Raw genomic sequence first — 20,461 nt, forward strand, 5'->3', positions numbered from 1 at the left:
CCGGTGCTCGCGCAAACTATTTCGTCGCTCGGACAAACGGACAGCGTCCGTTCCGGCCCGGCCTCTCGGTTACAATTAAATGAGAATTGTTCTCATTTATATCGTATCGGGAGTCATGTGAGAAAGACAAGCGGAATGTGGGCCACGCTCGGCGCATGGCTGTGCGGATGGCTCGTGATGCATGCCGCGCATGCGGACACCAGGACCGTCACCGACCTCGCCGGCCGGCAGGTCAAGATCCCCGCGCGCGTGGAGCGCGTGCTGCTCGGCGAAGGACGCCTGCTGCCGGCGCTCGCGATCGTCGACGGCGACGACCCGACGCGCCGGCTCGTCGGCATGATGGGCGACTTCGAGCAGCTCGATCCCGCGAGCTACGCGCAGTGGCTCGAACGCTTTCCGCGGTTGAAGGACGTGCCGCGCATCGGCCGCTCGCAGGCCGGCAGCTTCAGCGACGAGCGCGCGCTCGCGCTGCGGCCGCAGGTCGCGATCTTCGGGCTCGGCGGCGGCCACGGGCCCGGCGAGCGCGATCGCGAGACGCTCGCGCGGCTGGAGGCGGCGGGCGTCGCGATCGTGTTCGTCGATTTCCGCCACGACCCGCTCGCCAATACGACGCGCAGCGTCGCGCTGCTCGGCCAGGTGTTCGGCGCGCCGCAGCGCGCGGCCGACTTCAATGCGCTGTGGCAGCAGCAGTTCGACCTCGTGCGCACCCGCCTGAAAACCGCGCGGCCGGCCGCGCCGACCGTCTTTCTCGAAAGCCGCGTCGGCCTGTCCGACGACTGCTGCGAAACGATGACGGGCATGCTCGGCCGCCTGCTCGACGCCGCCGGCGGCGAGAACATCGCGAAAGGCCGCGTGCCCGGCGAGCACGGCACGCTGAACCCGGAATACCTGCTGAGCCGCCAGCCCGACGTCTACATCGGCACCGCGATCGGCTCGGCCCTCACGCTGCAGAGCGCGCCGCGGCGCATCGCGCTCGGCGCCGGCGTGACGCGCGACGCCGCCGTGCAGTCGCTCGACCGCGCGCTGCAGCGCCCGACGATCGCCCCGCTGCGCGCGGTGCGCGAGCGCCGCGCGTACGCGATCTGGCATCACTTCTACAACTCGCCGTTCAACGTCGTCGCGGTGCAGGCGCTGGCCAAATGGCTGCATCCGGACCTGTTCGCGGATCTCGACCCGCGCCGCACGTTCGACACGATGGTGCGCCGCTTCCAGCCGGTCGCGCTGAACGGCGAATACTGGATCCAGGAAGGGTCGTGACATGCCGGAGCCTTACTCCACCATGCGTCGCGGCCTGCTCTTCGCCGGACTCGCGGGCGCGCTTGCAACCCGCGTCGCGCCGGCCGGCGCCGCGTCCGATACGCCCGACACCGCCGCGTGGCCCTCGCCCGCCGACACGCCGCCCGTGCGGATTCCCGGCAGTCACCAGTTCGACGTGACCGTCGCGGGCCGGGCCCGCCGCCTGTTCGTCGCGCTGCCGGCCGAACGCTCGGCCACCGCGCCGCATCCGGTGCTGGTCGTGCTCGACGGCAACGCGCTGTTCCCGCTCGCCGCGCCGCTCGCGCGCAACCGCGCGGCACGGCCCGACGCCGGGCACGCGCCCGCGCCGGTCGTCCTCGGCATCGGCTACCCGACCGATGCGCCGTACGACATGCAGGCGCGCGCCGACGACTACACGCTCGCGCCGCTGCCGAACGGACAAGGCCTCGCGGCGGACCGCTTTCTCGATTTCGTCGAGCACGACGTGCAGCCGTGGCTCGCGCGCCAGTGGCCGATCGATGCGGGCCGGCAGACGCTGTTCGGCCACTCGTACGGCGGGCTGCTGACGCTGTATGCGCTGCTGACGCGCCCGCACCTGTTCCGCCGCTACGTCGCGGCAAGCCCGTCGATCTGGTGGGGCGAACGCGCGCTGCTGCCGTATGCCGACCGCTTCGCCGCAACGGCGGCGCCGCTCGACCCGGCGCTGCGCCTGGTCGTGACCGCCGGCAGCCTCGAGGAAGGCGCGCCGCATCCGGACACCGAACGCATGCGCCGGCAACAGGCGCGCAAGCAGGTCAGCTCGGCCCGTGACTTCGTGCAGCGCGTGGGCGGCCGTGCGGGCCTCGACGCGACGTTCCGGCTGATCGACGGCGAGGACCACGGCGGCGTCGTGGTGCCGAGCGCGGCGCTCGCCGCGCGCATCGCGTGCGCGCCGGATCCTCGCGGAGGTGCCGCATGAGCACGACGGCTCCGGTTCCGCCCGCGTCGCTGAAGGTCCGCTACCGCGCGATCGCCGCGCGGCGCGTCGGCGCGCTCGCGATGCTGGCCGGCGTGCTCGTCGCGCTGCTGGTCGTCGACATCGCGACCGGCCCATCGTCGTTCCCGGTCGCGGATATCGTCACCGGGCTGCTGCGCCCGGACGCACTGCCGCTCGAACAGCGCGTGATCCTGTGGAACGTGCGCCTGCCGTATGCGCTGATGGCCATCCTCGTCGGCGCGTCGCTCGGGCTCGCCGGCGCGGAGATGCAGACGGTGCTGAACAACCCGCTCGCGAGCCCGTTCACGCTCGGCATCGCCGCGGCCGCGAGCGTCGGCGCGTCGCTCGTCGTGATCTCCGGCTGGCATCTCGTGCTGTGGAACGAGAACCTCGCGCTGTCGCTCGGCGCGTTCGGCTGCGCGATCGGCGCGACGCTGCTGATCGTCTGGCTCGCGTGGCGGCACGGCGCGACGACCGAAACCGTCGTGCTGTTCGGCATCGGCCTGATGTTCAGCTTCGAGGCGCTGCTGTGGCTGCTGCAATTCGTCGCCGACGCGAACGCGCTGCAGCAGATCGTGTTCTGGAGCATGGGCAGCCTCGCGCGGGCGACCTGGAGCAAGATCGCGATCCTCGCATGCGTGCTCGGGTTCAGCGCGGTGTGGTCCGCGCCGGGCGTCGCGTCGATGACGGCGCTGCGCGCCGGCGAGGAACAGGCGCGCAGCATGGGCATCGCGGTCGAGCGGCTGCGGCTCGTCACGCTGATCCGCATCAGCCTGCTGTCGGCCACCGCGCTGTCGTTCGTCGGCACGATCGGCTTCGTCGGCCTCGTCGGGCCGCACGTCGCGCGGCTGCTCGTCGGCGACGACCATCGCCACTACCTGCCCGGCGCGGCGCTCGCCGGCGCGATCATGCTGTCCGCCGCATCGGTGCTCAGCAAGACGCTCGTCTCGGGCGTCGTGCTGCCGATCGGCATCATCACCGCGCTCGTCGGCGTGCCGCTCTTCATGACGCTGATCAGCCGCCGCAGGAGGCACGATGGATAAACCGCCACGGGCACTCCGCATCGACGGCCTCGACGTCGCTTATGGCGCGCGCACGATCCTCGCGAAGTTGTCGCTGCAGGCGATCCCGCCCGGCAGCGCGGTGGCGCTGCTCGGCCCGAACGGCGTCGGCAAGTCGACGCTGCTGCGCGCGCTCGCCCGGCTCGTCGCCGCGCGCGGCGCGCTCACGCTCGACGGGCACGACCTGCTGCGCGGCGCGCGCCGCGAGCATATGCGGCGGGTCGGATATCTGCCGCAGACGCTGCCGCAGCCAACCTCGCTGCTCGTCTACGAAGCCGTGCGCGGCGCGCTGCGCGCGACCTGCGGCGGCCTGTCCGCCGACGCGCAGGACGCTCGCCTCGAACGGGTGTTCGGCCAGTTGAACCTGCATCCGCTCGCCACCACGTCGCTCGACCGGCTGTCGGGCGGGCAGCGCCAGATGGTCGGGCTCGCACAGGTGCTGGTGCGCGAAACGCCGCTGCTGCTGCTGGACGAGCCGACGAGCGCGCTCGACCTGCGCTGGCAGTTGCTCGCGCTGGAGGCGATGCGCGACGCGGTCGCGCGGCGCGGCGCGATTGCGCTCGTCGCGCTGCACGACCTGAATCTCGCCGCGCGCTTCTGCGACCGCCTCGTGCTGCTCGGCCGCGACGGCGTGCTGGCCGACGGCGGCGCTGCCGACGTGCTGACGCCCGCCAACCTGCGGCGCGCCTATCGCGTGGATGCGCGGGTCGAGCGCACGGCGTCGGGCGACTACGTGACGCTCGCCGAACGGGCGGCCTCGGTGGAGGAACTTGCGTCGACAGGTTGAGTGCAGGTCGGGTTGTTCGGCGTGCGCGCGATATTTTTTCAATCCGGAACGAAAAAGCTGTTGACAGCCTTCGCGGCTGCTCTATAATTGCGGTCTTTCGCGATGCAGCAACAAGCGAAACGTGCCCAGGTGGCGGAATTGGTAGACGCACTAGGTTCAGGTCCTAGCGGTGGCAACACCGTGGAGGTTCGAGTCCTCTCCTGGGCACCATCTGTTTTTTGAAAGGCCGGCTATATGCCGGCCTTTCTCGTTTCTGCGCCCGGGAAGCAAAGCGCTTGCGTGCTTTGCGTGAGGACTCGAAAGGCTGCGCTTGCGAGCGCAGCCAGGGTCGCGCCCGTGTGACCGAGTCCCCTGCTGGGCGCCAGCTGTTTTAAGAAGGTCGGCTTCGTGCCAGCCTTTTTCATTTTCAGCCCAGGAAGCAAAGCGCCTGCGCGCTTTGCGTGAGGACTCGAAAGGCTGCTCTTGCGAGCGCAGCCGGGGTCGCGCCCGTGCGACCGAGTCCCCTCCTGCGCACCATCTGTTTTGAAAAGGTCGGCTTCGTGCCGGCCTTTTTCCATTCCTGCGCCCGAATTTCAGAGAAGGCGGCCACGACGCCGGCCTTCCTCATTTCAAACCCTCCCCCCCAATGCCCGGGATTTCCCTAGGCTGACATGCCGATCGCCACGCGGTTAAATAAATCAACGTGATTTATTTAATGCGCCACCAACCGGCGCGCCATGGAAGGAGACACCATGCGAAGCCCGCACATCGGCCAGGGAAGCAACTCGGCCAACGTGCGCCGTTACAACGAGCGCCTGTTGCTGAAGGCCCTGCGGCGCGCGGGCAGCGCGTCGAAGGCCGACCTCGCGCGCCTCGCGAACCTGACCGGCACGGCCGTCGGCAGCATCATCGCGTCGCTCGCCGACGCGAAGCTGATCGAGTTCACCGGCCGCCGCGTCGAAGGCCAGCGCGGCCAGCCCGCGTCGCTGATCCGTCTCGATCCGCGCGGCGCGTTCGGGATCGGCGTCCACCTCGACCGGATGCGCATCGAAACGGCGCTCGTCAACTTCGACGGCGACGTGCTCGGCCGCGTCACGCACGACACGCTGCTGCCCCCGCCTGCCGACGTGCTCGAGATCGTCCGCCGCGACATCGACGCAATGCAGGCCCTGCTCCCCGCGCATGAACGCGAGCGCCTGACCGGCATCGGCGTCGCGCAGCCGTACAACCTCGGCAGCTGGATGCGCGAACTCGGCCTCGCGCCCGACACGTTCCGCCCGTGGGAAGACGTCGATTTCGCGAGCGAGCTCGGCCGCGCGGTGTCCCTGCCCGTGTTCGGCGAAAACGACGGCAACGCGGCCGCGATCGCCGAGCTGTTCTACGGCGTCGGCCGCCAGCAGGACGACTTCGTCTACCTGTTCATCGGCCCGGCGATCGGCGGCGGCATCGCGATCGACGGGGACTGCCTGCGCGGCGTCACCGGCAACGCAGGCGACATCGGCGTGATGCCGGTGCCGCCGAGCCGCCTGCCGTCCGCGCCGCCGCCGCGCGGCCCGTGGGACATCCTGCTCGCACGCGCATCGCTGCACGCGCTGGTGCGCCACCTGCGCCACAGCGGCGAGCAGGTCGACAACCGCGCCGACCTCGAAGCGTGCATCGCGCGCGGCCTGCCCGCCGTCGACGAATGGATCGACGATTGCGTCGACGCGCTCGCCCCCGCGCTGCGCGCGGTGCTGTGCGTGGTCGACGCGCCCGTCGTCGTGCTCGACGCCGACACCGACGCGGGCCTGATCGACGCAGTCGCCACCCGCCTGCGCTCGGCCCTCGTCGCGACCGCGCCCGAAGCGCGCGGCACGCCGGCGCTGGTGCGCGGCACGTTCGGCGCGGACGCCGGCGCGATCGGCGCCGCGACGCTGCCGATGTTCTTCAACTTCTCCCCGCGGGCCGGCATCCTCAAAGGCGCGAGCGCGGAATCGCAGGAGGTCAACCATGTCGCGATCTGAGTCGCCCCGCCCGCTGCTCGAGATGCGCGGAATCAGCAAGACGTTCCCGGCCGTGCGCGCGCTCGACGACGTGAGCCTGACCGTCTATCCGGGCGAGATCCATTCGCTGATGGGCGAGAACGGCGCGGGCAAGTCGACGCTGATGAAGATCCTGTCGGGCGCGTACCAGGCCGACGCGGGCGGCGAGATCCTGATCGACGGCCGGCGCATCGACATCGACGGCCCGCTTGCCGCGCGCGATGCCGGCGTCGCGGTGATCTACCAGGAACTGTGCCTCGCGCCGAACCTGACGGTCGCGGAAAACATCTACGTCGGCCGCGAACTGCGGCGCGGCAACCGCCGCTGGGGCACGATCGACCGCGCGGCGATGGCGCGCGGCTGCGAGGACGTGCTCCAGCGCCTCGGCGCGCCGTTCGGGCCCGACACGCTGGTGGGCACGCTGTCGATCGCCGAGCAGCAGCTCGTCGAGATCGCCCGCGCCGTGCACACCCGCGCCCGCATCCTCGTGATGGACGAGCCGACCACGCCGCTGTCGTCGCGCGAAACGGAACACCTGTTCCGGCTGATCCGCCAGCTGCGCGAGGAAGGCCTCGCGATCATCTACATCAGCCACCGGATGGCCGAGATCTACGAGCTGTCGGATCGCGTGTCGGTGCTGCGCGACGGCACCTACGTCGGCACGCTCGAGCGCGCGGCGCTGTCGGCCGAGCGGCTGGTCGCGATGATGGTCGGCCGCGACATCTCCGGCTTCTACAAGAAGGAACACGCGCCGTACGACCGCGGCCACCTGCTGCTGTCGGTGCGCGACGTCGCCGACGGCGGCCGCGTGCGCGGCTGCAGCCTCGAGCTGCACGCGGGCGAGGTACTCGGCATCGCGGGGCTCGTCGGCGCGGGCCGCACCGAGCTTGCGCGGCTGATCTTCGGCGCGGAGCCGCGCACGCGCGGCGACGTGTCGGTCGACGGCAAGACCTTCGGCGCGCATTCGCCGCGCGACGCGATCGACGCGGGCCTCGTCTACCTGACCGAGGACCGCAAGCGCCAGGGCCTGTTCCTCGACATGAGCGTGCGCGACAACATCAACATCTCGGTGTGCAACCGCGACGCGCGGCTCGGCGCGCTCGATCTGGCGCGCGGCGCCGAACGTGCGCGCGACGCGATCGCATCGCTGTCGATCCGCGTGCCGCACGCGAACGTCAACGTCGGCGCGCTGTCCGGCGGCAACCAGCAGAAGGTGCTGCTGTCGCGCCTGCTGGAGACGAAGCCGCGCGTGCTGATCCTCGACGAGCCGACCCGCGGCGTCGACATCGGCGCGAAATCCGAGATCTACCGGATCATCAATGAACTGGCCCGCGCGGGCGTCGGCGTGATCGTGATCTCGAGCGAGCTGCCGGAAATCATCGGCGTCGCCGACCGCGTGCTGGTGATGCGCGAAGGCGAGATCGCCGGCGAGCTCGGCGGCTACAGCGGCGCACCGATCACGCAGGAGGCGATCATCGCGCTCGCCACCGGCTCGCAAACGGAACCGGCAGACGCGCACTGAGCGTTGCCGATCATTTTCCCCATTACATTCAGGCTACCGAAATGATCAACCCGACCAAGCAGCGGAACCTCGCTTCCGCGCCGGCCCATCCGGTGCACGACCGCGCGCCGCAGGCGCGTGTCGCCGACCACCGCGCGCGCATGCAGTCGCTGATGCGCACCGCCGGCATGCTGCCCGTGCTGGTGCTGCTCTGCATCGGCTTCGGCCTGCTCACCGACGGCTTCTTCACGCTGCAGAACCTGTCGATCGTCACGCAGCAGGCATCGATCAACATCGTGCTCGCGGCCGGCATGACGTTCGTGATCCTGACGGGCGGCATCGACCTGTCGGTCGGCTCGGTGCTCGCCGCCGCGGCCGTCGCCGCGCTGCTCGCGTCGAACATCCCCGGCTGGGGCTGGCTCGGCGTGCCGGCCGCGCTCGTGGTCGGCCTCGTGTTCGGCATGATCAACGGCGGCCTGATCGCGCTGCTGCGCCTGCCGCCGTTCATCGTCACGCTCGGCGCGCTGACGGCCGTGCGCGGCGTCGCGCGCCTGATGGGCAACGACACGACGATCTTCAACCCGCAGCTGCCGTTCGCGTTCATCGGCAACGGCACCCTGCTCGGCGTGCCGTGGCTCGTCGTGATCGCCGGCGCGGTGATCGTCGCGTCGTGGTTCATCCTGCGCCGCACCGTGCTCGGCATGCGGATCTACTCGGTCGGCGGCAACCCGGAGGCCGCGCGCCTGTCCGGCATCAACGTGCGCATGATCCAGCTGTTCGTCTACGCGGCGTCGGGCCTGCTCGCCGGCCTCGGCGCGGTGATGTCGGCCGCGCGGCTCTATGCGGCCAACGGCCTGCAGCTCGGCCAGTCGTACGAGCTCGACGCGATCGCCGCGGTGATCCTCGGCGGCACCAGCTTCGTCGGCGGCGTCGGCTCGATCGTCGGCACGCTGATCGGCGCGCTGATCATCGCGGTGCTCACCAACGGCCTCGTGCTGCTCGGCGTGTCCGACATCTGGCAATACATCATCAAGGGCCTCGTGATCATCGGCGCCGTCGCGCTCGACCGCTACCGCCAGCGCGATTCGGCCCGCACCTGACACCCCCTTTCATTTATCGGGGCGCAGGCAGGTCCTCCTGCGCCCGCCGTCCAACGGACCTCACGGAGACAACGACATGTTCAAGCCCCAAGCTGTCCTGACCGGCATCGCCTGCGCGCTCGCGTTCGCAACGGCCGCCGCGCACGCGGCCGACAAGCCGTTGAAGTCGATCGGCATCACGGTCGGCTCGCTCGGCAACCCGTACTTCGTCACGATCGCGAAAGGCGCCGAGGCGCGCGCGAAGCAGCTCAACCCGAACGCGAAGGTCACGGCCGTGTCGGCCGACTACGACCTGAACAAGCAGTTCACGCAGATCGACAACTTCATCTCCGCGCACGTCGACATGATCCTGCTCAACGCCGCCGACCCGAAGGCGATCGAGCCCGCGGTGAAGAAGGCGCAGGCGGCCGGCATCACGGTGGTCGCGGTCGACGTCGCGGCGGCCGGCGCGAACGCGACCGTGCAGACCAACAACGTGAAGGCCGGCGAGCTCGCGTGCGACTTCCTCGCGAAGAAGCTCAACGGCAAAGGCAACGTGATCATCGAAAACGGCCCGCAGGTGTCGGCGGTGGTCGACCGCGTGAACGGCTGCAAGGCCGTGCTCGCGAAGAATCCGGGCATCAAGCTGCTGTCTGCCGACCAGGACGGCAAGGGCTCGCGCGAAGGCGGGATGAACGTGATGCAGGGCTACCTGACGCGCTTCCCGAAGCTCGACGGCGTGTTCACGATCAACGATCCGCAGGCCGTCGGCAGCGACCTCGCCGCGAAGCAGCTCAACCGCACCGGCATCGTGATCACGTCGGTCGACGGCGCGCCCGACATCGAGACCGCGCTCAAGACCAACACGCTCGTGCAGGCGTCGTCGAGCCAGGACCCATGGGCGATGGCGCAGCAGGCCGTCAACGTCGGCTACGGGATCATGAACGGCCAGAAGCCCGCCAACCCGATGATCCTGATCGAGCCGGCGCTCATCACGCGCGACAACGTGAAGAGCTACAAGGGCTGGAGCGCCCCGCACTGATCCTTCCGAACCCGAACCTGAACCCGCCCCCTTGCCGATCATGACCCTGCTGACCCGGACGCCCGCGTGGCGTGCCCTCGCCGACCATCGCGACGCGCTGGCCGGCACCCCGCTGCCCGAGCTGTTCGCGCGCGATCCCGAGCGCGCCGCGCGCTTCTCGCTCGAGGCGGCCGGCCTGTTCGTCGACTTCTCGAAGCATCCCGTCGTCGACGAGACGATCGCGCGGCTCGTCGCGCTCGCCCGCGCGAGCGGCGTCGAGGCGCGGCGCGACGCGATGTTCGCCGGCGAGCGGATCAACGCCACCGAGCGCCGCGCGGTGCTGCACGTCGCGCTGCGCGACCGTTCGGGCACGCCGCGCTTCGTCGAAAGCACGGACGTCGCCGCGCAGGTCGCGGCCGTCCTCGCGAAGCTGCGCGCCTTTGCCGGCGCGGTGCGCGACGGCGCGTGGCAAGGCCACTCGGGCCGCGCGATCACCGACGTGGTCAACATCGGCATCGGCGGCTCGGATCTCGGCCCGAAGATGGTATGCGAGGCGCTGAAGCCGACCGCGCACGAACGGCTGACGATGCACTTCGTGTCGAACGTCGACGGCGCGGACATCGCCGAGGTGCTGAAGCGCACCGATCCGCAGACGACGCTGTTCATCGTGTCGTCGAAGACCTTCACGACCCGCGAGACGCTCGTCAACGCGCATACCGCGCGCGCGTGGCTGCTCGCGAGCGGCGCGCCCGAGGCCGCGATCGCACGGCATTTCGTCGCGGTGTCGACCAACGCGGACGCGGTTGCCGCATTCGGCATCGACCCGGCCAACATGTTCGAATTCTGGGACTGGGTCGGCGGCCGCTACTCGCTGTGGTCGGCGATCGGCCTGCCGATCGCGCTGCAGAACGGCATGGATGCGTTCGACGCGCTGCTCGACGGCGCGCATGCGATGGACCGCCATTTCGCCGACGCGCCGCTCGAACGCAACCTGCCCGCGCTGCTCGCGCTGATCGGCATCTGGCATCAGAACTTCCTCGGCGCGACGAGCCACCTGATCGCGCCGTACGACCGCTACCTGCACCGGCTGCCCGCGTACCTGCAGCAGCTCGACATGGAGAGCAACGGCAAGTCGGTGACGCTCGCGGGCGAGCGGGTGGACTACGCGACCGGCCCGGTGATCTGGGGCGAACCCGGCACCAACGGCCAGCACGCGTTCTTCCAGCTGCTGCACCAGGGCACCGCGGTGATTCCCGCGGACATGATCGTCTGCATGCAGCCGCAGCACGCGTTCGACGCGCATCACGACATCCTCGTCGCGAACTGCTTCGCGCAGTCCGAGGCGCTGATGAACGGCGCGCGCTCGCCCGACGAGCCGCATCGCCACTTCGAGGGCAACCGCCCGACCACCACGATCTGCCTGGACCGGCTCGACCCCGCGTCGCTCGGCGCGCTGATCGCGCTGTACGAGCACAAGGTGTTCGTGCAGGGCGCGGTCTGGCAGATCAACTCGTTCGACCAGTGGGGCGTCGAGCTCGGCAAGCGGCTCGCGGTCGCGATCGAGAACGAACTCGACGCGCCGGGCCCGGCCCGCTCGCACGACGGCTCCACCAACCAGCTGATCAACCGCTACAAGGCACGGCGCGGCACCGCGGCGTGAGCATCGACATGACGACGAACCTCCCCCGCCTGGTCGTATTCGGCGAAGCGCTGACCGACTTCATCCGCGACGATGCGCAGCACTGGCACAGCATCGCCGGCGGCTCGTGCTGGAACGTGGCGCGCGTCGGCGCGCGGCTCGGCGTGCCGACCGGCTTCGCCGGCACGGTCAGCCGCGACATCTTCGGCGACGAGCTGATGCGCAAGAGCGCCGAGGCCGGGCTCGACATGCGCTTCATGCGCCAGGTCGACCGCGCGCCGTTCCTCGCGATGGTCGTGTCGAAGCAGCCGCCGAACTACTTCTTCATCGGCGAAAACAGCGCCGATCTCGCGTTCGACCCGGCCGCGCTGCCCGCCGGCGCGCTCGACGCCGCCGAGATCGTGCACGTCGGCTCGCTCGGCGTCGTGCGCGAGCCGCTCGCGTCGCGGCTGATCGACATCGCGCAGGCCGCGCGCGCGGCCGGCAAGCGGATCTCGTTCGACCCGAACTTCCGCGCGCCGATGGCCGATCCGTCGTATCGCGCGACGCTGCGCCGGCTGGCCGGCCTCGCCCATTACATCAAGGTGTCCGACGAGGACCTGGGCGGCCTGTTCCCCGAACTCGACGAGGCCGCCGCGCTCGCGCAGCTGCGCGCGTGGGCGCCCGACGCGGCCGTGCTCGTCACGCGCGGCGCGTCCGGCATGCAGCTGTTCCATGGCGGCGACACGCTGTTCCAGCCGGCCTTCCCGACCGAGGTCGCCGATACCGTCGGCTGCGGCGACGCGAGCGTCGGCGGCTGGATGGCGAGCCTCCTCACGCGCCCCGACGCGCCGGCCGCCGAGCACCTGCGCTACGCGGCCGCCTGCGCGTCGGTCGCGTGCGCGCACGCGGGCGCCTATGCGCCGACGGCGGCCGAGGTGGCCGCCTTGCTCGACACGTCGGCCGCGGCCGTGGGCGTGCCGCGATGAATACGGCCCACGCAAGCGCCGCGCGCGACCCGTCGGCTTTCGTGTTCGTGCTGTTCGGCGGCACGGGGGATCTCGCGATGCGCAAGATTCTGCCGGCGCTGTACGCCGCGCATCGCGACGGCCTGCTCGCGCCCGCCGGACGCATCGTCGCGGTCGCGCAGAACCCGTTCGATCATGCGCAATACCTGCGCTGGGTCGACGCGTCCGTGCGTCCGCACGTCGAGCGCGCAACGTTCGACGCCGCGTCGTGGCGCGGCTTCGTCGAACGGCTCGCGTACGTCGCGCTCGACGCGAGCCGGCCGGACGCGTTCGCGCGCCTCGCCGACGCACTCGAATCGATACCGGGCCGGCGCATCTTCTATCTCGCGACCGGGCCGTCGCTGTTCGTGCCGATCTGCCGCTCGCTCGCGGCGGCCGGCCTCGCGCCGGCGTCGTCGCGCGTCGTGCTCGAGAAGCCGCTCGGCTACGATCTCGCGTCGTCGGCCGCGATCAACGACGCGGTCGGCGAGATCTTCTCCGAAGAGCAGATCTACCGGATCGATCATTACCTCGGCAAGGAAGCGGTGCAGAACCTGTTCGCGCTGCGCTTCGGCAACGTGATGTTCGAGCCGCTGTGGCGCCGCGAATGGATCGAGAACATCCAGATCACCGTCGCGGAGGAGCTCGGCGTCGGCGGGCGCGGCCCGTTCTACGACCAGACCGGCGCGCTGCGCGACATGGTGCAGAACCACCTGCTGCAACTGCTCGCGATCATCGCGATGGAGCCGCCGCAGTCGATGGATGCCGACGCGGTGCGCGACGAGAAGCTGCGCGTGCTGCGCGCGCTGAAGCCGCTCGCCGACGACGAGATCGCGCGCAGCGTCGTGCGCGGCCAGTATCGCGCGGGCGCGGTGCGCGGCGTCGCGGTGCCGGCCTACCACGACGAACCGGGCGTGATGCCCGGCAGCACGACCGAGACCTTCATCGCGTTGAAGGCGGAAGTCGACAACTGGCGCTGGGCCGGCGTGCCGTTCTTCCTGCGCACCGGCAAGCGGCTCGCCGATCGCGTCGCGGAGATCGTCGTCAACTTCCGCCCGGTGCCGCATGCCGCGCTCGGCGCTGCGTCGCTGCGCTCCGGCTCGAACCGGCTGACGATCCGCCTGCAGCCCGACGAGTCGATCCGGCTCGGCACGCTCGCGAAGCAGCCGGGGCTCGGCATGACGCTTCAGGGCGTGCACCTCGATCTCGCGTTCGACCGCTTCTTCCAGCAGAACCGGATGGAGGCCTACCAGCGCCTGCTGCTCGACGTGATCGCGGGACGCCTCGCGCTGTTCGTGCGCCGCGACGAGCAGGAAGCCGCGTGGCGCTGGGTCGCGCCGATCCTCGGCGGCAGCGCGCCGCGCTCGCCAGCGCCGAAGCCGTATGCGGCCGGCAGCTGGGGCCCCGCGCCCGCCAGCGCGTTGCTCGCGCGGCACGGCACCTGCTGGCGCGAAGAAGAAAACTGACCGGCGGCACGCCGCTCAACGACTCCTGAACTCACGCATCGACCTCATGGAATCAGTCTGGCATCTCGAATGGGCGCACGGTGCATTCGACGTGCATGCACGCGGCGGCATGCTCGGCGGCGTCACCTTCGACAGCGGCACGCGCGTCGTCCGCCCGTTTTACGAACCGCCGTGGCTCGACGAACCGGGCGCGCTGCCCGACGGCCTGCTCGGCACGATGCGCAGCGAATTCGCGTGCGTGCCGTTCGGCGTGCCCTACGCGCCGGACGGCCTCGCCGACGGCTGGCGCGACGCGGTTGCCACGCCGCTCGCCGCGCACGACGCGAGCGACGATCTTCAGCATGGCTACGGATGCATCGGCGAATGGGCCTTCGTGCGGCGCACATCGCACGACATCGAGATCGCGCTCGACTATCCGGCCGGCTCGCCGATCGCGCGTGTCACGCGCACGATCCGCGCCGATCCGCAGCGCGCGGCGCTCGACATCGTGCTGCGGATCGACGCGCGCAGCGCCGCGCGCCGCCCGGCCGGCCTGCATCCGAACCTCGCGCTGCCGTCGCTCGCCGGCGCCTTCCGGATCGAGCCGGGCGCGTTCCGCTTCGGCATGGTCCACCCGGGCGGCCCCGAGCCCGGCGTGTCGCGCGGCCGGCCCGGCGCGACGTTCGAGACGCTCGACCGCGTGCCGCTGGCCGACGGCGGCTGGCGCGCGTTCGACCGGCTGCCGTTCGCCGACGCCACCGAGGAAATCGTGCAGCTGTGCGGGATCGACGGAAGCGTGACGCTGCACGACGACGCGGCCGGCGCCGCCTACCGGCTCACCTGGGATGCGGCCGCGCTGCCGTCGCTGCTGCTGTGGATCAGCAATCGCGGCCGCGCGTATGCGCCCTGGAACGGCCGCAACCTGTGCGTCGGCGTCGAGCCGGTCGCGAGCGCGTTCGAGCTCGGCTGCCGCGCGTCGCTCGCGCCGAACCCCATCAATACGCGCGGCGTCGCGACCGCGGTGACGCTCGATCCGGCGCGACCGCTCGAGATCGCGTACCGCTTCGAGGTGCTCGACGCGCGCTGACGCCCGTCAGGCGCCCTCCGTCGCCACCCTGCCCGATGCCTGCAGCTGCTGCAGGCTCTCGTCGACGCTCAGCTCCGACATCGCGTCGGTGCGCAGCGTGTCGTCCGCCGCGCGACGCAGCGCATGCAGCGCGTGCAGCTTGAGCCGCACCATCGCGAAGCGCTGGCCGCGCGCCGCGCATTCCGCGGCGAACGTGCGCAGCGATTCGATCGTCGTGCCGTCGACGTCGGGCGTCTCCTCGAGGCTCAGCAGCACCGTGTGCGTATCGGGCGCCGCCTTCACGAGCGCACGCACGCGGTTCAGCATCCGGTCCGCGTTCGCGAAGAACAGCTGCGCCTCCGGCCGCGCGATCAGCACGCCGGGCACCGGCATCGCGTCCGCGTGAATCGACACGTCGACGAAATCGTGGCTGTCGCGCAGCCGGCCGAGCACGCTCACGTTCGGCTCCGACAGCTTGCGCAGCGTCAGCAGCAGGCTCACGCCGATCGCGGCGAGCAGCCCGTGCAGCACGCCGAGCACCAGCACCGCGAGCAGCGCGGCGATCACGACGAGCCGGTCGCGATGCCACAGCCAGTACGGCCGGAACACCGCCGGATGCAGCGAATGGCTGACCGCGAAGATCACGATCGCCGCGAGCACCGGCTCGGGCGTGCGCGCCAGTTGCGGCAGCAGCAGCCACACGATCAGCGCGATCACGCCGGCCGCCCACAGCCCGGCGAAGCGCGATTGCGCGCCGGCCGCCTCGTTCGCGGACGTCGCCGAATAGCCGGCGCCGACGGGCATCCCGTGCAGCAGCCCCGACACGAGATTCGCGCAGCCGAGCGCGACGAGGTCGCGGTTCGGCGACACCGCGTCGCCGTGCTTCAGCGCGAAATTGCGGATCGATCCGTAGGATTCCGCATAGAGGATCAGCATCAGCGCGAACGCGAGCTCGGTGGTCTGCATCCACGCGTTGCGGTCGAGCGACGGCAGGCCGAATGCGATGTGCTGGAAATCGATGTGCCCGACGATCGCGATCCCGTAGCGCTGCCAGTCGACGAAGTAGCCGGCCACGATCGACAGCACGATCACGACCAGCGTCGCCGGCACGCGCGAGCGGCGCCCGAGCACGAACAACAGCGCCAGCGCCCCGCCGCCGAGCGCGACGCTCGCGAAGTTCGCCCGCGCGAGGCCTTCGACGAGGTCGAGCGCCACGCGCGGCGCATCGCTGTGCTGCACCTGGATCGCGAAGATCTTCGGCAGCTGCTTGATCACGATGGTCAGCGCGAGCCCGAACGTGAAGCCGCGCAGCACCGGCCGCGCGACGAAGTCCGACATGCCGCCGAGCCGGAACGCGCCCGCGAGGATGAACAGCACGCCCGTCATCGCGACGAGCGCCGCCGCGAGCGCGAGCTGCGCGGCGAGCCCCATGCTCGACTCGGCGAACACCGTCGCCGCGAGCACCGCGGCCGACGACGACGTCGACGAGACGATCGCGAACCGGCTGCTGCCCGTCAGCGCGTAGACGACGAGCCCCGACAGCAGCGCGATCAGGCCGGCCTGCGGCGGCAGGTTCGCGAGCCCCGCGTATGCAACCGCTTCCGGGATCAGCAGGCCCGCGATCGACACGCCGGCCAGCGCATCGCGGCCGAGCCGCTGCGCGCGCGGCGGCGGCGCCGCATCGAGCGCGGCGAAATGGTCCGCATGCTGCGGGCCGGCGTCGGTATGGTTCGGCGTGGTCGTCATGCGGGGGCGTGGCGCGCGCGGGTCAGCCTTTCGCGACGATGACGCCCGACCAGCCGGGCAGATAGCGCGCGTTCTGCTCGTGCGCGTGGGTCAGCGCGGCGGCGAGCGCCTTGTCGAAGTTCTTGCGGATCTGGTCGAGCGTCACGTGCTGGCGCAGGAAGTCGGCCCACAGGAATTCGCTGAACGGCGTCGCATCCTTCGCATAGCCGCCCGCCGTGCGCAGCTCGCCCGCGAGGCTGCGGTACGGATCGTCCTCGAGGCCGGTGAGCGCGTTCGGCAATTGCGCATAGTCGCGACGCGCACCGTCCGCGCCGAACGGGTGCACCCACTGGTTGTGCTCCATCATCCGCCAGAAGATCGTCTCGTCGAGCCACGACAGGTCCTTCAGCAGCATCGCCTTGACGGTCGTCTCGCCTTCCTCGATCAGCGCGAGGCCGAGATGATGGTGATCGGTGATGAAATGCCGGCCGTCGGGCCCGACGACCGCCGGGAACCAGTGCGAATCGATCGCCGCCTTGCGCTCGCGCTTGCCGAGCGCTTTCCAGTGCTTGCGCTTGGCTTTCACTTCCCGGTAGCCGACCGTCATCTGGGTCGGGCGCAGCGCGTCGAGCTTGACGGGGATGAGATGAACATCGCGGCCGATTGTCATGATCGTTCCCTCTGCAAGCAAATTCCGGCAACGATACTCCTGATCGCATGCGGCGTTAATACCGCGCATCCCTCGCGTGCCCCGGTTTGACGATCCATGACAAAACCTGCCGCGCGCCGCATGACGCGCGCTACGCGCGCAGGTCGTCGCGCTCGAGCCGGTGGCGCACGTAAGGAATGCCGTCCTGCACGACGCCGATGCGGCGCATGCCGAGCTTGCGCGCGACGTTCAGCGAGCCGGTGTTCGCCGCCGCGATGTCGGCGATCACGCGCGGCAGCCGCACGGTATCGAACGCATGGCGCACCATCGCCACCGCGGCCTCGCTCGCGATGCCCCGCCCCCACGCCGCGCGCACCAGCCGCCAGCCGATCTCGATGTCGCGCGCGCCGTTCGCATAGTCGGGAATCAGCAGCATCCAGCCGATGAACGCGTCGGGCGCCGCCTTCTCGAAGATCGACCAGTAGCCGAGCCCGGGCGGATAGTCGCGCGTGATCCGGTGCTCGACGAAGCGGCGGTGCTCGACCGGGTCGTGCCACGGCCCGGCGATGTGCCGCGTGACCTCCGGGTCGCGATCCATCGCGAGGCACGCCTCGAGATCGGCGAGCACGCGCGGCCGCAGCCACAGGCGGGCGGTCTCGAGCACGGGCAGCGCAACGGCGGGACGATCGGTCATCGGGGCTCCTGGGTCGGCGCATGCGCGCCGTCGATTGACGAATACATGACAACCGCCCTTCAGGACCACGACACGGCACGCGCACGGCGCGTCGCGATCGAGTATTGCAGGGCGCGAAACAAACCATTTCGTAGGGATTATTCCCGATTCGGCGGCGGCGCGGGCCGCCGCATGCGGCACGGCATCCTACACTCGATGATGCCCCCGCGCGGCGCGCCGGCCGGGCGGCTGCTGCGAACCGTCACGGCGCAAGCCAACGAGGAGACGTCCGCCATGAGCTGGACCCGCGAGCAACGCAACGTCACGATCGCCGCCTATCTCGGCTGGACGCTCGACGCATTCGATTTCTTCCTGATGGTGTTCGTGCTGAAGGACATCGCGGCCGAGTTCGATTCGAGCATCCCGGCCGTCGCGTTCGCGCTGACGCTGACGCTCGCGATGCGCCCGCTCGGCGCGCTGATCTTCGGCCGCCTCGCCGACCGCTTCGGCCGCCGCCCGACGCTGATGGTCAACATCGCGTGCTATTCGCTGATCGAGCTCGCATCGGGCTTCGCGCCGAGCCTGACCGCGCTGCTCGTGCTGCGCGCGCTGTTCGGCGTCGCGATGGGCGGCGAATGGGGCGTCGGCTCCGCGCTGACGATGGAGACCGTGCCCACCCATGCGCGCGGCATCGTGTCGGGGCTGCTGCAGGCCGGCTACCCGAGCGGCTACCTGCTCGCGTCCGTGGTGTTCGGCGTGCTCTACCAGTACATCGGCTGGCGCGGGATGTTCATGATCGGCGTGCTGCCCGCGCTGCTCGTGCTGTACGTGCGCGCGCACGTGCCCGAATCGCCGGCGTGGAAGCAGATGGAACAGCGGCCGCGCCCGAGCCTCGCGTCCACGCTGCGGCAGAACTGGAAGCTCGCGATCTATGCGGTCGTGCTGATGACCGCGTTCAACTTCTTCTCGCACGGCACGCAGGACCTGTACCCGACCTTCCTGCGCGAGCAGCATCACTTCGATCCGCATACCGTGTCGTGGATCACGATCGTGCTGAACATCGGCGCGATCGTCGGCGGGCTCACCTGCGGCGCGCTCTCCGAACGGATCGGCCGGCGCCGCACGATCTTCATCGCCGCGCTGATCGCGCTGCCGGTGCTGCCGCTGTGGGCGTACTCGAGCGGCCCGCTCGCGCTCGCCGCGGGCGCGTTCCTGATGCAGATTTCCGTGCAGGGCGCGTGGGGCATCATTCCGGTGCACCTGAACGAGATCTCGCCCGACGACATCCGCGCAACGTTCCCCGGCTTCGTTTACCAGCTCGGCAACCTGCTGGCGTCCGGCAACGCGACGATGCAGGCGTCGCTCGCGGTGTCGCACGGCAACGACTACAGCCTCGCGCTCGCGCTCGTGTGCGGCACCGTCGCGATCGTGATCGCCGTGCTGATCGTGTTCAGTCCCGAACGGCGCGGCGTCGACATGACGCAATCGGTCAATACGCGTAGCAGCGTCGGCTGAAACCATCGCTTGACGCGCCGCACCATGCCGCGCGGCCCGCCACGCGGCGGCCACGCGATCGTCTTGCCGCACCTGCACATCGATCTAGAGGTTTCTGTCCAGATTCAGCGCTTGCCCGCGCCCGGCGCGTCTTTTTATCTTAATAAAAACGATTGTTTGAAATTACAAATTCGAATCGCCGGATCGCCGCCGCGCGATCGGCATGGGAGGCGGAACATGGCAGTGGGTCAGGTGGGGCGGCCGTCCGCGGGACGGCCGTCCGGCAGTCGGCAGGCCGGCGGCACCAAGGCGCGCATCCTCGATGCAGCCGAGGATCTGTTCGTCGAGCACGGCTTCGAGGCGATGTCGATGCGGCAGATCACGTCGCGCGCGGCGGTCAACCTCGCAGCGGTCAACTATCACTTCGGCAGCAAGGAGGCGCTGATCCACGCGATGCTGTCGCGCCGCCTCGACCAGCTCAACCAGGAGCGGCTGCGCATCCTCGATCGCTTCGACGCGCAGCTCGGCGCGCACGTCACGTGCGAGCACGTGCTCGGCGCGATGTTCATTCCCGCGCTGAAGGCGTCGCGCGACCCCGAGCGCGGCGGCCGCGCGTTTCTGCGGCTGATCGGCCGCGCGTACACCGACCCGTCGCCGTTCGTGCGCAACTTCCTGACCGCGCACTACGCGAGCGTCGCCGTCCGCTTCTTCGATTCGTTCCAGCGCGCGCTGCCGTACCTGCCGCGCACGGAGCTCGGCTGGCGGCTGCACTTCGCGATCGGCGCGCTGTCCGGCGCGCTCGCGGGCGCCGAGACCGAAAGCCTGATCGACGAGTTCTCGCAGGGCCGCACGATGGACGACGTGCAGATGATCGCGCGCCTGTCGTCGCTGATCGTCGCCGCGCTGAAGGCGCCGATGCCCGACAGCGCGCAACTCGCGATCTTCGCGGCGGTGCTCGACGACGCCGGCGCGAACGACGCGCCGGCCGCGCCGCCCGCGCTGCCCACCTTGCCGGCGGACTCGCCCGCCGACGACGCGACGCTGCACCCCGCCACCTGACCGCACGCGGCCGCGCCGTGCGCGCGGCCTCATCCTCATGATC

At 70.4% G+C, this 20,461-nt stretch carries 18 protein-coding genes and 1 tRNA gene; 15 read left to right on the forward strand and 4 right to left on the reverse strand.

Features of this window, described 5'->3' with window-relative positions:
• Window positions 1–135 precede the first annotated feature (135 nt).
• The 5 genes from HWY45_RS10400 to HWY45_RS10420 all read left to right on the forward strand — a co-directional run bounded on the left by HWY45_RS10400 (window position 136) and on the right by HWY45_RS10420 (window position 4,291).
• Window positions 136–1,257, forward strand: coding sequence for an ABC transporter substrate-binding protein (locus HWY45_RS10400; RefSeq protein ID WP_059886115.1), 1,122 nt, complete (start codon window positions 136–138; stop codon window positions 1,255–1,257).
• A gap of 1 nt (window position 1,258) precedes the next feature.
• Entirely contained in the window at window positions 1,259–2,215 is a 957-nt protein-coding gene (locus HWY45_RS10405; RefSeq protein ID WP_059886117.1) for an alpha/beta hydrolase, read from the forward strand.
• Window positions 2,212–3,276, forward strand: a complete 1,065-nt coding sequence (locus HWY45_RS10410) for a FecCD family ABC transporter permease (protein WP_059886119.1) — start codon at window positions 2,212–2,214, stop codon at window positions 3,274–3,276. The genes HWY45_RS10405 and HWY45_RS10410 overlap by 4 nt, the downstream gene beginning before the upstream one ends.
• Window positions 3,269–4,081: an ABC transporter ATP-binding protein gene (locus HWY45_RS10415; protein ID WP_059886121.1), complete on the forward strand. Its 813-nt coding sequence runs from the start codon at window positions 3,269–3,271 to the stop codon at window positions 4,079–4,081. The genes HWY45_RS10410 and HWY45_RS10415 overlap by 8 nt, the downstream gene beginning before the upstream one ends.
• A 123-nt stretch (window positions 4,082–4,204) precedes the next feature.
• A tRNA-Leu gene (locus HWY45_RS10420) sits at window positions 4,205–4,291 on the forward strand.
• Window positions 4,292–4,487: 196 nt separating this feature from the next.
• Here HWY45_RS10420 and HWY45_RS10425 read toward each other — a convergent pair.
• The gene (locus HWY45_RS10425; RefSeq protein ID WP_059886123.1) at window positions 4,488–4,688 is read right to left on the reverse strand and encodes a hypothetical protein; all 201 of its coding nucleotides are present in this window, start codon (window positions 4,686–4,688) and stop codon (window positions 4,488–4,490) included.
• A gap of 124 nt (window positions 4,689–4,812) precedes the next feature.
• Here HWY45_RS10425 and HWY45_RS10430 point away from each other — a divergent pair, with 124 nt between their 5' ends.
• The 8 genes from HWY45_RS10430 to HWY45_RS10465 all read left to right on the forward strand — a co-directional run bounded on the left by HWY45_RS10430 (window position 4,813) and on the right by HWY45_RS10465 (window position 14,839).
• Window positions 4,813–6,063 (forward strand): ROK family protein, encoded by a 1,251-nt coding sequence (locus tag HWY45_RS10430; RefSeq protein WP_059560843.1) that lies wholly within the window; start codon window positions 4,813–4,815, stop codon window positions 6,061–6,063.
• Window positions 6,050–7,603: a sugar ABC transporter ATP-binding protein gene (locus HWY45_RS10435; protein ID WP_059886125.1), complete on the forward strand. Its 1,554-nt coding sequence runs from the start codon at window positions 6,050–6,052 to the stop codon at window positions 7,601–7,603. Before HWY45_RS10430 ends, HWY45_RS10435 begins: the two co-directional genes overlap by 14 nt.
• A gap of 41 nt (window positions 7,604–7,644) precedes the next feature.
• Window positions 7,645–8,682: an ABC transporter permease subunit gene (locus HWY45_RS10440; protein WP_059560264.1), complete on the forward strand. Its 1,038-nt coding sequence runs from the start codon at window positions 7,645–7,647 to the stop codon at window positions 8,680–8,682.
• A gap of 76 nt (window positions 8,683–8,758) precedes the next feature.
• Window positions 8,759–9,703 carry an ABC transporter substrate-binding protein gene (locus tag HWY45_RS10445; protein WP_059807115.1) on the forward strand — a complete coding sequence of 315 codons (945 nt, stop codon included), beginning with the start codon at window positions 8,759–8,761 and terminating at the stop codon, window positions 9,701–9,703.
• 40 nt (window positions 9,704–9,743) lie between these two features.
• On the forward strand, window positions 9,744–11,342 hold the full coding sequence (gene pgi, locus HWY45_RS10450; RefSeq protein ID WP_059886249.1) for a glucose-6-phosphate isomerase: 1,599 nt from the start codon (window positions 9,744–9,746) through the stop codon (window positions 11,340–11,342).
• An 8-nt stretch (window positions 11,343–11,350) separates the two neighbouring features.
• Entirely contained in the window at window positions 11,351–12,289 is a 939-nt protein-coding gene (locus HWY45_RS10455; protein WP_059807294.1) for a carbohydrate kinase family protein, read from the forward strand.
• Window positions 12,286–13,773, forward strand: a complete 1,488-nt coding sequence (gene zwf / locus HWY45_RS10460; protein WP_059886127.1) for a glucose-6-phosphate dehydrogenase — start codon at window positions 12,286–12,288, stop codon at window positions 13,771–13,773. The genes HWY45_RS10455 and zwf overlap by 4 nt, the downstream gene beginning before the upstream one ends.
• A gap of 46 nt (window positions 13,774–13,819) precedes the next feature.
• On the forward strand, window positions 13,820–14,839 hold the full coding sequence (locus HWY45_RS10465; protein WP_063895676.1) for an aldose epimerase family protein: 1,020 nt from the start codon (window positions 13,820–13,822) through the stop codon (window positions 14,837–14,839).
• 6 nt (window positions 14,840–14,845) lie between these two features.
• Here HWY45_RS10465 and HWY45_RS10470 read toward each other — a convergent pair whose 3' ends face one another.
• The 3 genes from HWY45_RS10470 to HWY45_RS10480 all read right to left on the reverse strand — a co-directional run bounded on the left by HWY45_RS10470 (window position 14,846) and on the right by HWY45_RS10480 (window position 17,886).
• Window positions 14,846–16,564: a SulP family inorganic anion transporter gene (locus tag HWY45_RS10470; RefSeq protein WP_059886129.1), complete on the reverse strand. Its 1,719-nt coding sequence runs from the start codon at window positions 16,562–16,564 to the stop codon at window positions 14,846–14,848.
• A 22-nt stretch (window positions 16,565–16,586) separates the two neighbouring features.
• Window positions 16,587–17,213, reverse strand: a complete 627-nt coding sequence (locus HWY45_RS10475; protein WP_059807124.1) for a ParB-like protein — start codon at window positions 17,211–17,213, stop codon at window positions 16,587–16,589.
• Between the two features lie 130 nt (window positions 17,214–17,343).
• Window positions 17,344–17,886: a GNAT family N-acetyltransferase gene (locus HWY45_RS10480; RefSeq protein WP_059886131.1), complete on the reverse strand. Its 543-nt coding sequence runs from the start codon at window positions 17,884–17,886 to the stop codon at window positions 17,344–17,346.
• A 273-nt stretch (window positions 17,887–18,159) separates the two neighbouring features.
• Between HWY45_RS10480 and HWY45_RS10485 the strand changes: the two genes are divergently transcribed.
• Together HWY45_RS10485 and HWY45_RS10490 are read left to right on the forward strand one after the other, a co-directional pair.
• Window positions 18,160–19,380, forward strand: a complete 1,221-nt coding sequence (locus tag HWY45_RS10485) for an MFS transporter (RefSeq protein WP_059560830.1) — start codon at window positions 18,160–18,162, stop codon at window positions 19,378–19,380.
• A 216-nt stretch (window positions 19,381–19,596) separates the two neighbouring features.
• On the forward strand, window positions 19,597–20,418 hold the full coding sequence (locus HWY45_RS10490) for a TetR/AcrR family transcriptional regulator (RefSeq protein WP_059560244.1): 822 nt from the start codon (window positions 19,597–19,599) through the stop codon (window positions 20,416–20,418).
• Window positions 20,419–20,461: the final 43 nt, after the last annotated feature.

Origin of the sequence: Burkholderia stagnalis (genome assembly GCF_902830275.1) — a bacterium.
Taxonomy (GTDB): Bacteria; Pseudomonadota; Gammaproteobacteria; order Burkholderiales; family Burkholderiaceae; genus Burkholderia; species Burkholderia stagnalis.